Origin of the sequence: Vibrio galatheae (genome assembly GCF_000967545.1) — a bacterium.
Classification (GTDB): domain Bacteria; phylum Pseudomonadota; class Gammaproteobacteria; order Enterobacterales; family Vibrionaceae; genus Vibrio; species Vibrio galatheae.
Genome location: NZ_JXXV01000006.1, coordinates 105,822 through 120,723, shown reverse-complemented (window position 1 = coordinate 120,723; position 14,902 = coordinate 105,822). Strand labels below are relative to the sequence as shown.

The following is a 14,902-nucleotide window of genomic DNA, read 5'->3' as shown; positions in this document are numbered from 1 at the left end:
TACTTAATATCCTAGATTCGATTGGTTATAGCAATAGGATATAAGACATCGGTCTTTTATGCCCTAAATCCGTTTTAAAAAGCTATATAAAAACCACAACGGTAACAAAATGTGTACAATTAAGTGATATACGAGACCGGTTGCTTAATATTTTACAGACAAAATAATATCTAACGACCGGGTGCTATTTGATATCAACAATTTTACTCGCCCTCTTGTACTGAATTCTCCACCCCTTCCAGCTCGGTAATTCCCATCGTTTTGGATAGCCTTTACGCAGCCCATCTCGGTGTACCACATAGACAAGTTTTTTCTCGGCGTGGTATTCCACATCAAGGTTCAAATCACCTAAAGCAAGTTCAAAGGGATAGGCACTGGCAAACTCTTCATATTCCCAGTAAGGGATCCCTTCGAAGACAAAGTCATCGTCACTAAATAGATCGAGTTCAGATATATCACTGAGCTCTAACAGCGTTAACTGCTCGGTAAACCAAGACTCAAAAGTGAGTTGGCTGATATCTTGCTCTGTCTCTCCTAGCCCCAGAGCAACGTATAATTTCCAGTGTTCAATCTGCTTTTGACGCACATTTGCAAAGCCTGGCAGTAGCTTGTTTGCTTTTACCGCTTCAACCATTGGCTTAATCGCCATACTTCCTTGTGCCAGCTCATACCGACGTTCAATCACTCTGCCTGCGTAGATAAGATTCATTTCAATCGCAGGTTGATCATCAAGCGTTGTGACTTCCCCTTGTTGCCATTCCCCGATGCCTAGTTGGCTAAGAGTAGTAAGTTTAATCGGTAGGGTGAAAGTGGCTAAATTGAGCGTTTGCTTCACCCCTCTTCCCGATAGGCTGTGAGTGTCCAGTACCAACGCCGCTTCATATTTGCTTAGAAAGCGACTTTCTCGACCTAATGTCACTTCCATTTCACCGTTCGCCATCGCCTCACGACGCTTTGACCGGCGAACGAAGACCAACTCAGGATGCAACTGGGCAATGGCTTCGACTAGTGCAGCATGAGAATAGCGAGAAGCCACACTAAGCTGTGGTAATTCAAATACTTCACGCATCTGCGCCGCGAGCGCTTGAGATTCTCTTAGCACTTCAGAGTCGACATTGACACCTGCGAAGGCGGCGCCACGGATCACGCCGATAGCGATTTGCGCGTCACATCCGAGCGGCTCTTGTTGCTCAAGCCTTTCTCTCGCCTCGTCACTGGATGATAAACGGTACAAGTTCGCTGGTGTCGCAAGAACGGCCGTGAGATCCACCATAGCTTCACGCAGAGCCCGAGTCGGCATACGTGTTACCAAATCGGCATACAACGCATCAATGGGTAGTGGGTAAATGCGGCTACCATGTTCGGTTACCTTACCGTCTTCATCGACCGCTCCCATCGCCAAGAGTATGTTTCGTGCTTGATTTAATGATCGATCGGGAAGAGGGTTTAAAAAATCAAGCTTATCGAGCGCTTGACCACAACAGGCAGAGGCGAGCATTGCTTCTGTTAACGATTCGCGGTGCATTTCGGGTGGCGTCACATCGGACAGCGCAGCATGTTCTCCGTACAGGCGGATACACACTCCGTCCATCACTCGTCCTGCACGTCCACTTCTCTGTTGAGCGCTGGCTTTTGAAATGTGCTTTAAACTTAACGTGGTTCGTCCATTGCGCTGCTCTGTTCTGCGCTCAAGTCCTGAATCAATGACAGCAACAATATTAGGGATCGTCAGTGACGTTTCAGCAACGTTGGTCGCCAGTACAACTTTTTTTTGAGGCAGGATGCTTAATGCGATTTCCCTTTGTTCATTGGTCACCGAAGCATGAAGCGGAACCGCGATGATACCGTCGATACTCGCCAGCTGACTCATACATTGGGCAATCTCTTTCCTGCCGGGCAAAAATACTAAGATGTCTCCTTCAACATCAAGAAGCTCGCTCACTTCTTGAGTCACTCTCTGCTCAAGATTGCGAATATCTGGAAGTTGTCTGGAATCACGTGCACGGTATCCAATCGCAACATGGTAATTACGTCCCTGCGCATACAGGCGACTCGCACCCATGTATGCCGCTAATTTTTCGCCCTCTATAGTTGCCGATGTGACAACCAGTTGATGGTTGGCATCACCTTTAAGCAGAGCAACCAGCAGATCGGTATCCCAGCGCCGTTCGTGAAACTCATCAACAATGACGGTTTTAAAGTCCTGCAACTTGTTTTCTGAGTACCAACGCAGAGCCACTCCGGGAGTGACAAACACCACTTGGGTATTGTCGTCAAACTGGCTATCTAGCTTGATTGCGTAACCTATCGATTTCCCCAATGCCTGACCACTTTGCTTCGCAAGAAACTGAGCTAATGAAGTGCAGGCAATACGGCGCGGCTCGATAACTAATACTCGCCCAGTTTGCGCAGCCCACAAAGGTAAGCGCGTTGATTTTCCAGACCCCGTCTCGGCTTCAACAATAAGATGGTTGCTCGGCAGCAAAGAGAGAAAGTCTGGTTGGAGAGTATCGATCGGCAGGCTTATCATGATTTACACATAGCGAGGTTTAAAGCTCGAAATTATATACGCAAACTTTATCAGAATGGAGGAATATTCAGTTTACATTAACGCAACGAATCCCTATCATTTTCAAGTTCCTGTTCCCAAAGGTCTGTTGACCCTAACCCCCTACTAAGGCATGTGATGAATAACGATAAACGCCCTCTTTATATCCAATATGCAGGCCCTGCACTTCTCAGCACTCCCCTCCTCAACAAAGGCAGTGCTTTCTCTGCAGAAGAAAGAAGCTCATTCAATCTAGAAGGTCTGCTACCAGAAACCACTGAAACTATTCAGGAACAAGTTGAACGTGCTTACCAACAATATCGCAGTTTTGAGAGCGATATGGACAAGCATATTTATCTACGCAACATTCAAGATACCAACGAAACGCTCTTCTACCGTTTGGTGCAAAATCACATATCAGAGATGATGCCAATCATCTATACACCAACAGTTGGTGCAGCGTGTGAAAACTTTTCCAACATCTATCGTCGCGGCCGTGGTCTGTTCGTCTCTTACGCTAACCGAGAGCGCATTGACGACATTCTAAACAACGCCTCAAACCACAACGTTAAAGTGATTGTCGTTACTGACGGCGAACGAATTCTTGGGCTTGGTGACCAGGGCATTGGTGGTATGGGAATTCCTATCGGTAAGCTTGCTCTCTACACGGCATGTGGTGGTATTAGTCCAGCTTACACCTTACCTATCGTCCTCGATGTTGGTACAAACAACCCGCAAAGACTGGCGGATCCTATGTATATGGGCTGGCGTCACCCTCGCATTACGGGTGCTGAGTACGACGCTTTCCTCGAAGAGTTTATGCAGGCAGTTCAGCGACGCTGGCCAGATGCATTAATCCAATTTGAAGATTTTGCGCAAAAGAACGCGATGCCGCTACTGGATCGATACAAAGATCGTTTCTGCTGTTTCAATGATGATATTCAAGGTACCGCTGCAGTCACCGTTGGTTCGTTACTCGCCGCATGTAAAGCGGCAGGAAGCCAACTATCTCAGCAACGTATCACATTCCTCGGCGCTGGCTCAGCAGGTTGTGGCATTGCCGAAGCAATTATCGCGCAGATGGTATCGGAAGGAATTAGCGATGAACAAGCGCGCTCACAGGTATTTATGGTTGACCGTTGGGGTCTACTGCAAGAAGGCATGCCAAATCTGCTCGATTTCCAACAGCGATTGGTGCAAAAACACGCCAACACTGCAGAGTGGCAAAGTGAAGGCACTGGCTTCTCTTTGCTTGATGTGATGCGTAATGGTAAACCAAACGTGCTAATTGGCGTCTCTGGTGCTCCGGGTTTGTTTAGCGAAGAAGTCATTAAAGAGATGCATAAGCACTGTGCGCGACCAATCGTCTTCCCATTGTCTAATCCAACCAGCCGCGTTGAAGCAACACCTAATGACATCATCCACTGGACAAACGGTGAAGCGTTAGTGGCAACGGGTAGTCCGTTTGATCCTGTGGTACTTGAAGGTAAAACCTACCCGATCGCGCAATGTAACAACAGCTACATATTCCCGGGTATCGGATTGGGCGTATTGGCGGTCAATGCTAAGCGTGTAACCAACGAAATGCTGATGGAGTCGAGCCGTGCGTTAGCAACTTGTTCACCGCTCGCTATCAATGGCCAAGGCGCACTACTGCCACCACTAGAAGCGATTCACTCAGTATCGAAGAAAATAGCCTTCGCGGTAGGTAAGAAAGCGATTGAGCAAGGCGTTGCACTCGAAATCACCGACGAAGCCCTCGAAGAAGCCATTGACTCTTCATTTTGGCAGCCAGTTTATCGCCGTTACAAGCGTACCGCGTTCTAAGTCAATCAAACCCAGCCAAGGCTGGGTTTTTTATTACTGCCAGCTATGTCTCGTCGTAGATTTCTCATATCCCCGTTTCTATTGCTTCGTGTTATTCTCGGTTAATCAACGGCTTTTACTTGTATTATCATGGAATACCTTAACCTTTTCGGCGGATATTTGCGCCCCTACCTCGGCGAGATTTCGACCGCACTGATTGCCTGTACCTTAGTGATGGCAGGCGGAGAGATCAACGCGCTAGTGAGAAAATTATTAAGAAATACAAACTTCGCCCTAAGAACGATAGTGTTTGTCTTGATTAACGCGTTCGGTTACGGCTTAATCATCATTAAAGCAACACCTTACCTATCTCGGACATTAAGCGGTCTTGAGGCTGGCATCATGTTTTCCATCGTATTGTTTTGCTTCATGATCATTGGCCTATGGGCACAACGGAACCGACAGATTTAGTGCGCAGATTATTTCACCATCAACCACGAACGAGGACTTGGCTAAAGTTATTGCTGAGAATGTTGACGTGGTTGCCGATCGCCATCATTTTTCTCGCCATCACCCTTTTCGCGATTGATCGCTGGGTCTCTTACCAAGCACAAGATCAACTGTTTACCCAAGCGGATGAAATTGAATCATTCGATGTCGCGGTCGTGCTAGGCACCAGCAAATACCTTGGGAAAGTGCTCAATGAGTACTACACCAACCGCATCGATGCAGCGATCGATCTCTATCAGCAAGGGAAAGTCGAATACTTTCTGTTAAGTGGCGACAATGCTCACCGCTCCTATAACGAACCTTGGACGATGAAGCGTGATCTACTCAAGGCAGAAGTACCTGAAGAGAATATTTTTTTGGATTATGCAGGGTTTCGAACTCTAGACTCAGTCGTCAGAGCAAAAGAGATTTTCGACACTAATCATTTCCTGATCATTTCGCAAAAATTCCATTGTGAACGGGCAATCTTTATCGCCAACTCACACGACATTGACGCCAAGTGCTTCGCAGTTGCAGGCCCCTCAAATCATTCTGGATTCAAAGTGCGAATGAGGGAGGTATTTGCGCGGGCTAAAGCGATGCTTGATATCTATATTATTGATGCGAAGCCTAAGTTTCTAGGGCCTAAGGAACCTATCTTGGTTGAGCAATTTTCAGACCAAAGCGACAGCGTTGAAGCAAGTTCTAGCGCTAATCTGGACGAGGAGTCGCAATAACCCGATTTCTCCCTTTGCGCTTCGCCGTATACAGAGCTTCGTCAGCTCGGGTTAACATTTCATTGGTTCGCTCATCACTGCTTCTTGATGCAACACCAATACTCGTTGTCAGCGGATCGCCATGTACCCATATATGCGACTCAATACGGTGACGAATTTTTTCCGCTAACTCGCTGGCCTCTTTGAGGTCAAAACCTGGACAGAAAACAACAAATTCTTCGCCACCCCACCTTACTAAGCGTTCGCTTGGGCTTAGAATCCCAAGTATCACCATAGTAAACTCACGTAAGATATCGTCCCCCATAGTGTGACCGTACTTATCATTCACGTCTTTGAAATGGTCAATATCGAGATAGAGAGCAGATAACGCTTTTTGCTGGCCTAAATCACCCTCAAAATGCGTATTTAACCATTCGCGAATCGAGTAACGATTCATCGCGCCGGTCAAAGCATCTCGATGAGCCAACTCGGCGAAGTGAATGTTTTGTTCTTGTAGTTCTGAGTTCAGCTTGCGTAAGTGATCATGCCTAAACTGAGAGCGTAAAATGAGCTGATGGCTACGTCTAATCTCAATTGCGCTGTAGACCAATGCGAGAGATACCCAAAACACCAACAGCACCAACATCAAGGTTTCACCCTCAACGTAATTGCCCACCAGTTCAACACTCTTAACCGTCATTTGGTATTGACCAACGAATTGGTTAGACCCGGTCGCTAATTCTAGCTTAGTGATATTGGTAAATTCCGGCGCAGAATGCTCAATCGGAATATGGTTGTCGGCCAACCACCAAGTCAACACCTGTAGGTTGGCAATCGGAATATCGATAACACCATTATCAACTCCCGGAGCATAAGAAAGGCCATTGTATTTTTGCGAATACTCGTTATCTTCCACCGAATACTCCGGGTTGAAGTTACGCAGATACAAACGCAGGTTCGGCTCTTGGTCGCTGTCGAGTTGGCTAAAATCGATGTTAAGGCGGATAGTATGATAGCGTCTCAGATTCAAGCCTTGATGGACGCTTTCGCCAAGCTGTACCGTTATCCCACAGTAAGGCCACTGATAGGCATCAGATTTATTTAAGGTACAATTCAAAACAATGTCAGAGTCAGTCGTTTCAATTGAAGAGGTGCTGATCCCGCCCTGCTCCTGATCATCAAAAGATGTAAAGGCATACTCACCTGGGAATATTTTAAAAACATGGCTAGATCCGTGCATCCAATACAACTGCACGAGCATGATAGTCAGGATGACCATAAAAAAGATGACTTTATGAATAACTTTCAATACTACAATCCAATCATCGAAATGCTGAAAATGGAGACTCGACTCAAAATAATAATAAGATATCGCTTCCATTTTATTGCGTTTTCGCTAAATAAAAGCGGATAAATATTAGATCTGACTCATAAACTGAAAGCTAAAATATCAACGAAAAAGCACGCTAAAGGCCCATCCTAAAAGACCAAGTTGTCACCATGATTTGACCTGAATGAATCAAAAACTGCTACAATGGCGCCCTAATAACAAAGAGGGATTACCCTCGTTGAAAAAAGAGCACTGTCATGTCTTTATTAGCTAAAGGTACGTTGAGAAAAATGCGTGCCTCTCTCGAAAATACCGTTCACTACCGCCTGCCTGTTGGCGACGAGCTCGTCGATCTGGCACCTTTTATCGGTAAAAGTCTTACCCTAACTCACACAGGCAACATTTATTGTTGTTCTTGCGGCAAAAAAACCAAGAAAAGCTATTCTCAAGGGCACTGCTTTGTGTGCATGAAAAAGCTCGCAAGTTGCGACATGTGTATTATGAAGCCAGAGACTTGCCACTACGATCAAGGTACTTGTCGTGAGCCGCAGTGGGGTGAAGAGAACTGTATGGTCGATCACTATGTTTACCTTTCGAACACGTCTAGCCTCAAAGTTGGGATTACTCGTCATACCCAAATCCCAACTCGTTGGATAGATCAAGGAGCCACACAAGGACTGCCTATTTTCAAGGTAAAAACACGTCATATTTCAGGACTGATTGAAGTCGAACTCGCGAAACATATTGCTGACAAAACCAACTGGCGAACCTTACTAAAAGGTGACGGTGAACCAATGGCACTAGAAGAACGATTTAGCGAACTTCTTCCTTTGGTCGAGGAAAAAATTAGCGAGATAAGACAACAGTTTGGCGACGATGCTATTGAAGTTCTCCAAGAAGGCATTACCGCGATTCACTATCCAGTGACGCAGCATCCAACCAAGATAACCTCCCACAATTTTGACAAAAAACCTGAAGTTGCCGGCGTTCTGCAAGGCATTAAGGGGCAATATATGATTTTTGATACTGGTGTGATCAATATTCGTAAGTTTACCTCCTATGAAGTGGAAGTCAGCGCCGAATAAAAGCCGTTGAATAAAGCAAGACCTCCATATGGGAGGTCTTGTCGTCACGCTGTTTGTGGTTATTTGAGTATCGCCTTTAGCTCATCAAACAGGATATCAACCTCTTCTAAGGTGTTGTAGTGCATAAATCCGATTCTCACAACGCCACCGGTATCTTCTAGTCCGAGTTGACGCACCAAACCTAATGCATAGAAGTGTCCGTTCCAAACACAGATATTCCGTTCACCTAGTTTTTTAGCGACAAACTCGGGTGAATGATGGTCAAAAGTCAGGGCGAATGTTGGTGTTCTCAACTCGCTGTTGGCTTGCGTTTTTCCATACAAGGTCACCCCATCCAGCTCTGATAGACGCATCAAAAACCGCTCGTTCAGCGCGGACTCGTGTTGGTTAAACTGACTAAATGAATCGACCAGTCGCTGTCGCAATGAACCGTTACTTTTGCCCCACTGGGACAAGTATTTTACGGCCGCGACAACACCTGCTAAGCCTTCGAAGCTTTGAGTACCCGTTTCAAAACGCCCCGGTCCATCGTTAGTGGCTGGCTCAACCTTGTAAGGTTTAAGTGCTTGCAACCATTTAGGTGCGATGTAAGCAATTCCGACATGGGGGCCAAAGAACTTATACGCTGAACATGCCAAGAAATCACAGCCCAGTTTTTGTACATCAATTAAGTGGTGCGGAGCATAGTGAACCGCATCTACATAAACTTGGGCACCGACTCTGTGCGCAGCATCAATTACTCGCTTGACGTCGACAATCGAACCTGTGGTGTTGGACGCGTAAGTGAGTGCAACCAGTTTGGTTTTGCCATTAATCAGTGACAAAAGATGGTCAATATCTAAATCACAGTCCACTTCATCAACTTGTGCCTGATGAACCGTTACACCTTTATCTTCAGCGGCTTGTTGCCAGCTCGACACATTCGAATAGTGATCTAACGCAGTCACGATCACCTCATCACCCGCTTGCCAATCACGGCTTATCGCCCGGCTAAGCTGGAATGTCAGCGATGTCATGTTTGCACCAAACACAATGTTGCGACTTGATTCTGCGTTTAGCAGTGCCTGTGCAGATTCACGTGCCTGTTGCATCAAATCCGTTGTTTGGCGACTAGAAAAGTAATGACCGCCCAAATTTGAGTTATAAAAACCCAAATAAGCATGCATAGATTCAAGTACCGATCTTGGCACCTGAGAGCCACCCGGACCATCTAAAAACATCACGGGGAGATTGTTGTGAGTTTGTCCCAGCGCGCTAAACTGCGCTCTGGCTAAATTAGGAGTGAAGCTCATTAACGCTATCCTTTGCAGTCAGTACAAATACATCCATGTAACCCTCTTCGCCTTCAATCACTGAGCGAATCGGTGTCGCGTTATGCCACAGTTTGTTGTCTGCAAGCATCGCCACTTCACCACTTTGTAAAGCCTTACGGAAAAATGGCGCTTCGTTGAAACTGTTGTACAGCATGATGTCACCACCTTCTATATTGTGGCGTCCCATACCTATCAAGGCGATGTGTTCAAATCCATCCTGATGAACGCCTTCAGGCGCAACCTGTGTCTCGTTGTAAATCGCTGAGATTCGAATTTGATGAATTTCAATCTCTTGACCGTTAGTCAGATGGTTAGAGTCAACAAAGAGCTGACACATTTCGCGCATGCCATCACTGTTAATGATTGACTGTTCAATCGGCTCAAACTGCCTAACGACGTTACCTTGAAAGCGATTGATATCATCGGTTTGCATGAACTCATTCTTGTTCAAATCAACCACTTTACCGTCTTGCAAGGCTACCACTGAGTAACGTCTTAAGCGGTACTTGCCATCCGCATGCTCCGTATGTGGTAGCTGCATAAAAGATGGAGCAAGTTGTGAAATTGCTGTGTCACTTAACTTAGTCAGTTGTAGGGTGGTTTCGCGCTGATGTAACATCATCATCTCCTTAATGAATATACATACCTATAATTTGATTAACATCTTGTTCACAAATATTATTTACGCAGTTATGTTGCAAGATCAATAAATTTCAGCATTTCAATCCAACATAATCATAATTTAGGAGTTATATTTCAATATTTATTAAATTAATGGTCAATAACACCAATCGGCAAGCACCAAAGGTTCAAAAACTAGATAAGTTCACTAGTAACCAGCTATTTTTCATTTAAGTTCATACACTTAAATCAATAATTCATGCAAAAAAATGAACACTTGTGTTCTATTTAATTACCATTTATTCCATTTTCTCCCCTTGTGAACCCTTTTATTAACCCCATATATTCCATACAATCGAATCAATTAGATAAGCGTCACGCGATGGAGCACAAATGAGCGACGTAAAACACAGCAATCTTCTTATTCTTGGTTCTGGCCCTGCTGGATACACAGCGGCGGTTTATGCCGCACGTGCGAACTTAAACCCAGTATTGGTGACCGGTATGCAGCAAGGCGGGCAGTTAACCACGACAACAGAAGTCGAAAACTGGCCAGGTGATCCTGAAGGTCTAACCGGCCCTGCTTTGATGGAACGCATGAAAGAGCATGCTGAGCGATTCGAAACTGAAATCCTATTTGATCACATTAATGAAGTAGACTTTAGCCAACGTCCATTTCGCCTAAAAGGTGATAGCGGCGAATACACGTGTAATGCCTTGATTATCTCAACGGGCGCATCAGCAAAGTACTTAGGCCTAGAGTCCGAGGAAGCGTTTAAAGGTCGTGGCGTATCGGCGTGTGCAACCTGTGACGGCTTCTTCTATCGTAATCAAAAAGTGGCAGTTGTTGGTGGTGGCAACACTGCTGTTGAAGAGGCACTTTATCTATCTAACATTGCATCTGAAGTACATCTTATCCATCGCCGCGATAGTTTCCGCGCTGAGAAAATTCTGGTTAAGCGTCTTATGGATAAAGTTGAAAATGGTAACATTGTGCTTCACACAGACCGTACTTTAGAAGAAGTCGTTGGCGACGATATGGGTGTGACTGGTGTACGCATTAAAGACACTCAATCAGATAACGTAGAGCAAATTGATGTGATGGGCGCCTTTATTGCGATTGGTCACCAACCAAATACCGCCATCTTCGAAGGTCAGCTTGAGATGAAAGACGGCTATATCGTTGTCCAATCAGGCCTTGAAGGTAACGCCACTCAAACTAGCATTCCAGGCATTTTTGCCGCCGGTGATGTTATGGACCACAACTACCGTCAAGCCATTACCTCTGCGGGCAGCGGGTGTATGGCTGCACTTGATGCTGAGCGGTATCTGGATGCACTTGCCGATAGTAAATAATATTTTTCATTTTTAGCTCAAAACCTTAAAGCCCTGCGGTATGCCCGCGGGGCTTTCTTTTGTATAATGCGCAGCTCGAAATCCTTTATAATAATTCTCATTAAGCCTTCACGATGGATAAAAAGAAACAACGCAGCTTGAATCAGTGGCTCAAGCAGCAAAGTAAGCTCGCCAAGCGCTGGCTTATGATCGCTGTCAGTTTGGGCGTTCTTTCAAGCGTATTTCTATTAGTTCAAGCCGCCCTGCTTGCAACAATTTTGCATCAGCTCATTATCGAGCATGTTGATAAATATGAATTAGTCCCATACTTTCTCGGCTTAGTTGCCGTGGTCGGCGCGCGCGCATTATGTTCTTGGGGACGTGAAATCGCAGGTTATCGATGTGGAGAACAGATCCGCATCTACATACGTCAGCGAATCTTAGATAAACTCCGCGAATTAGGGCCTGCTTATATTAAAGGCAAGCCAGCTGGTGCATGGGCAACGCTGCTGCTTGAGCAGGTCGAAGATATGCACGATTTCTTTGCCCGTTACCTACCCCAGATGTCACTGTCTGTGTTAGTGCCGTTTGTTATTTTGATCGTGGTTTTCCCAGTTAACTGGGCGGCAGGTTTGATTTTCCTAATTACTGCGCCGCTTGTACCCCTGTTTATGGCCTTGGTCGGAATGAAAGCCGCCGAAGCAAACCGCAAAAACTTCAAAGCGCTGCAACGCCTTTCTGGTCATTTTTACGATCGTCTTCAGTCCATGACAACAATTCGACTATTCGACCGAACCGCGGCTGAAACTGAGGTGATGAGAGGCGCATCTGAGGTGTTCAGAACTCGAACTATGGATGTGCTGAAAATCGCTTTCCTGTCCTCAGCGGTGTTGGAATTCTTTACTTCTATCTCTATCGCTTTAACCGCGGTTTACTTTGGTTTCGCTTTTATCGGCGAGCTAAATTTTGGCGATTACGGTGCAGGTGTTACGTTATTTGCCGGCTTGTTCATCCTCGTACTCGCTCCCGAATTTTATCAGCCACTGCGTGATCTGGGCACCTTCTATCATGCCAAACAACAAGCGGTGGGCGCTGCAGAAAGCATTGTCGAATTTATCGAAACAGAGGTAGATTCTGTGCGTTCAGGCACAACTAAACTTAGTGCGGATAATGGAATCACTATTGCGGCCAGCTCACTAGAAGTCTACTCCCCTGAAGGTAAAAAACTGTTAGGCCCGATCAGTTTCGAACTTTCCTCAGCGCAAACTACAGCGGTAGTTGGGCCAAGTGGCGCGGGTAAGACAACATTGATCAATGCCATCTTAGGTTTCTTGCCTTATTCAGGTTCGCTCACCATTAATGGGATTGAACGCAGTGAACTTGATTTGGCCAGTTGGCGTGAGAACATCAGTTGGGTAGGTCAAAACCCACTACTGCTGCACGGTTCAATCCGCGACAACATCACCCTTGGCAAATCTCATGTCAGTGACGATGCTATAAACCGCGCGTTAGAGCAGTCATTTTCAGCAGAATTTGTTGACAGGCATGGGCTTGACTATGCGATATCTGACCGCTCCGGTGGTTTGTCGGTAGGCCAAGCTCAGCGCTTAGCCTTGGCACGTGCAATGGTGCAAAACGGGCACTTCTGGTTGCTCGACGAACCAACCGCGAGCTTAGATGCACGCAGCGAACGCTTGGTCATGCAAGGCTTAGAAAAGCAAATCGCTGGAAAAACGGCGCTAATGGTGACCCATCAACTAAGCCCATTGAAAAATGTAGGACAGATCTTAGTGATGAAAGAGGGTCAGCTTGTCCAAGCTGGCTCGTTTGACACACTGGCAAATCAAAAAGGTCTGTTCAAAGATATGCTGACAGCCAACCAAGCGCTCAACCAATCAAATAAGGGGAACCTAGATGCGTGAATTACTTCCCTACTTAAAACTGTATAAAAAGCATTGGTTTGGTCTTTCTCTTGGCATGCTACTCGCCTTTTTGACGCTTGCCGCGTCTATTGGCCTTCTTACGCTTTCCGGTTGGTTTTTATCGGCTGCGGCAGTGGCAGGCCTAACCATTGCACGTGAAACGTTCAACTATATGTTGCCCGGGGCTTTTGTGCGCGGTTTTGCCATGGGCAGAACGGCTGGTCGTTGGGGTGAGCGTGTTGTCAGCCACAACGCGACATTTAAGCTCCTAACCGATTTGCGTATCTTCTTCTTTTCTAAACTCGCACCCCTCATTCCGGGGCGGGTATCTAACCTACGTGATGCCGATTTATTAAACCGCCTCGTGGCAGACATCGACGCGATGGATCACGTCTATCTTAGATTAGTCAGCCCGATGATCGTCGGCACTTTAGGTATTTTGAGCTTAACCGCGTTAGTGAGTTGGTTTGACTCACAGCTTGGCTTAACGCTCGGTGCGATTTTGTTCGCTTTGCTGCTAACTTGGCCAGTGTTGTTCTACAAACTCGGTAAACGTAATGGTTCGGAGTTAACCCATAACAAAGCCAACTTGCGTATCGCCACTCTCGATTGGCTTCAGGGTTACAGTGAACTCACGCTGTTTGGCGCTGAAGAACGTTATCGTAACGCGATTTTAACCACGCAGGAAAAACTGCTGAAGAACCAGTTCTTTAATGCGCATTTTTCTGGCTTAGCGCAAGCACTACTGCTGTTAGCAAACGGTTGGACTATCGTATTAATGCTCTGGTTGGCGGCTGACGGCGTTGGCGGTAACACACCCGATCCTATGATTGCTCTGGTTGCTTTTGCGACAATGGCCAGTGTTGAGCTACTTATGCCTATTGCCGGTGCGTTCCAGCACTTAGGACAAACACTAACTTCAGCTCGTCGATTAAATGACATCATCCTTTCTGAACCAGATGTCTGCTTTCCAGAGCACGACACCGAACATCAGCAAGCATTTTCGATTCAATATAAAAACGTTGCTTTCCACTACCCCGATTCCAGCAATACGGTAGTGAGAGAGATTAACCTCGATATTCCGGCCAATCATCGTATCGCAATCGTCGGTCAGACGGGTTCAGGCAAATCGACCTTGCTTCAGCTACTCAATCGCTACTGGGATGTGCAAACCGGTTGTATTGAAATTGCTGGTAAACCAATTCAAGAATGGAGCGAGAGTCAACTTCGCCAAGCCATTAGTGTTGTCAGCCAGCGTGTCGACATTCTCAACGGCGCACTGCGTGACAACTTAATCATGGCCAAACCAGCAGCTCTAGATAATGAGCTCACTGAGGTGCTGCATCAGGTTGGGCTTGGAAAATTACTTGAAGATACTGGTTTAGACACTTGGCTAGGTGATGGTGGTCGTCAGTTATCTGGAGGCGAGAAGCGCCGTATTGGTATCGCTCGTGCCCTATTGCACAATGCCCCGATCCTGCTTCTTGACGAACCAACCGAAGGATTAGATAAACAGACCGAGCAGCAGATAATGCAGCTATTTGAACAGCACTTTATCAATAAGACCGTCGTGTTTATCACGCACCGCCTAGTCAATTTGGATAAGATGGACTCAGTGTGTTTGATTGAGCAAGGTGAGATCGTTGAACATGGTAGCCACCACGCACTGATTGAGAAGCAAGGTCGTTATTATCAGTTGAATCAGACCCTTTAACCGCAAGAGTTGGTCGACAATGT

At 46.1% G+C, this 14,902-nt stretch carries 11 protein-coding genes; 7 read left to right on the top strand and 4 right to left on the bottom strand.

Annotated features, from left to right (window positions below; genetic code table 11):
* Window positions 1-184: 184 nt before the first annotated feature.
* Window positions 185-2,530, bottom strand: a complete 2,346-nt coding sequence (locus TW81_RS02515; protein ID WP_045954150.1) for a helicase-related protein — start codon at window positions 2,528-2,530, stop codon at window positions 185-187.
* 156 nt (window positions 2,531-2,686) lie between these two features.
* Between TW81_RS02515 and TW81_RS02510 the strand changes: the two genes are divergently transcribed.
* The 3 genes from TW81_RS02510 to TW81_RS02500 all read left to right on the top strand — a co-directional run bounded on the left by TW81_RS02510 (window position 2,687) and on the right by TW81_RS02500 (window position 5,580).
* On the top strand, window positions 2,687-4,375 hold the full coding sequence (locus tag TW81_RS02510) for an NAD-dependent malic enzyme (protein WP_045954149.1): 1,689 nt from the start codon (window positions 2,687-2,689) through the stop codon (window positions 4,373-4,375).
* A gap of 129 nt (window positions 4,376-4,504) precedes the next feature.
* Window positions 4,505-4,825 (top strand): DUF3392 domain-containing protein, encoded by a 321-nt coding sequence (locus TW81_RS02505; protein WP_045954148.1) that lies wholly within the window; start codon window positions 4,505-4,507, stop codon window positions 4,823-4,825.
* Entirely contained in the window at window positions 4,798-5,580 is a 783-nt protein-coding gene (locus TW81_RS02500; protein ID WP_204243972.1) for a SanA/YdcF family protein, read from the top strand. Before TW81_RS02505 ends, TW81_RS02500 begins: the two co-directional genes overlap by 28 nt.
* On the opposite strand, the gene TW81_RS02495 is transcribed toward TW81_RS02500, so the two are convergent.
* Complete coding sequence (locus TW81_RS02495) at window positions 5,555-6,838, bottom strand: GGDEF domain-containing protein (protein ID WP_045954204.1); 1,284 nt, start codon at window positions 6,836-6,838, stop codon at window positions 5,555-5,557. The two genes, TW81_RS02500 and TW81_RS02495, sit on opposite strands and share 26 nt — an antisense overlap.
* Before the next feature lie 308 nt (window positions 6,839-7,146).
* Here TW81_RS02495 and TW81_RS02490 point away from each other — a divergent pair, with 308 nt between their 5' ends.
* Window positions 7,147-7,974, top strand: a complete 828-nt coding sequence (locus tag TW81_RS02490) for a DUF2797 domain-containing protein (protein ID WP_045954146.1) — start codon at window positions 7,147-7,149, stop codon at window positions 7,972-7,974.
* Window positions 7,975-8,033: 59 nt separating this feature from the next.
* Here TW81_RS02490 and TW81_RS02485 read toward each other — a convergent pair whose 3' ends face one another.
* Together TW81_RS02485 and TW81_RS02480 are read right to left on the bottom strand one after the other, a co-directional pair.
* Window positions 8,034-9,266 carry a cysteine desulfurase-like protein gene (locus TW81_RS02485; RefSeq protein WP_045954145.1) on the bottom strand — a complete coding sequence of 411 codons (1,233 nt, stop codon included), beginning with the start codon at window positions 9,264-9,266 and terminating at the stop codon, window positions 8,034-8,036.
* Window positions 9,250-9,906: a 2OG-Fe dioxygenase family protein gene (locus tag TW81_RS02480; RefSeq protein WP_045954144.1), complete on the bottom strand. Its 657-nt coding sequence runs from the start codon at window positions 9,904-9,906 to the stop codon at window positions 9,250-9,252. Before TW81_RS02480 ends, TW81_RS02485 begins: the two co-directional genes overlap by 17 nt.
* Window positions 9,907-10,301: 395 nt before the next feature.
* Here TW81_RS02480 and trxB point away from each other — a divergent pair, with 395 nt between their 5' ends.
* From trxB to cydC, 3 genes are all read left to right on the top strand, one after another.
* Entirely contained in the window at window positions 10,302-11,264 is a 963-nt protein-coding gene (trxB, locus tag TW81_RS02475; RefSeq protein ID WP_045954143.1) for a thioredoxin-disulfide reductase, read from the top strand.
* 113 nt (window positions 11,265-11,377) lie between these two features.
* Window positions 11,378-13,165, top strand: a complete 1,788-nt coding sequence (gene cydD / locus TW81_RS02470) for a heme ABC transporter permease/ATP-binding protein CydD (RefSeq protein ID WP_045954142.1) — start codon at window positions 11,378-11,380, stop codon at window positions 13,163-13,165.
* Window positions 13,158-14,879: a heme ABC transporter ATP-binding protein/permease CydC gene (gene cydC / locus TW81_RS02465; protein WP_045954141.1), complete on the top strand. Its 1,722-nt coding sequence runs from the start codon at window positions 13,158-13,160 to the stop codon at window positions 14,877-14,879. Before cydD ends, cydC begins: the two co-directional genes overlap by 8 nt.
* The last annotated feature ends 23 nt before the right edge of the window (window positions 14,880-14,902 follow it).

Bases quoted from the DNA above. Each gene is read 5' to 3' on its own strand.
- TW81_RS02515 (WP_045954150.1), bottom strand. From the start codon at position 2,530: ATGATAAGCCTGCCGATCGATACTCTCCAACCAGACTTTCTCTCTTTG.
- TW81_RS02505 (WP_045954148.1), top strand. From the start codon at position 4,505: ATGGAATACCTTAACCTTTTCGGCGGATATTTGCGCCCCTACCTCGGC.
- trxB (WP_045954143.1), top strand. From the start codon at position 10,302: ATGAGCGACGTAAAACACAGCAATCTTCTTATTCTTGGTTCTGGCCCT.
- TW81_RS02500 (WP_204243972.1), top strand. From the start codon at position 4,798: ATGGGCACAACGGAACCGACAGATTTAGTGCGCAGATTATTTCACCAT.
- TW81_RS02490 (WP_045954146.1), top strand. From the start codon at position 7,147: ATGTCTTTATTAGCTAAAGGTACGTTGAGAAAAATGCGTGCCTCTCTC.
- TW81_RS02480 (WP_045954144.1), bottom strand. From the start codon at position 9,906: ATGTTACATCAGCGCGAAACCACCCTACAACTGACTAAGTTAAGTGAC.
- cydD (WP_045954142.1), top strand. From the start codon at position 11,378: ATGGATAAAAAGAAACAACGCAGCTTGAATCAGTGGCTCAAGCAGCAA.
- TW81_RS02495 (WP_045954204.1), bottom strand. From the start codon at position 6,838: ATGGTCATCCTGACTATCATGCTCGTGCAGTTGTATTGGATGCACGGA.
- TW81_RS02510 (WP_045954149.1), top strand. From the start codon at position 2,687: ATGAATAACGATAAACGCCCTCTTTATATCCAATATGCAGGCCCTGCA.
- TW81_RS02485 (WP_045954145.1), bottom strand. From the start codon at position 9,266: ATGAGCTTCACTCCTAATTTAGCCAGAGCGCAGTTTAGCGCGCTGGGA.
- cydC (WP_045954141.1), top strand. From the start codon at position 13,158: ATGCGTGAATTACTTCCCTACTTAAAACTGTATAAAAAGCATTGGTTT.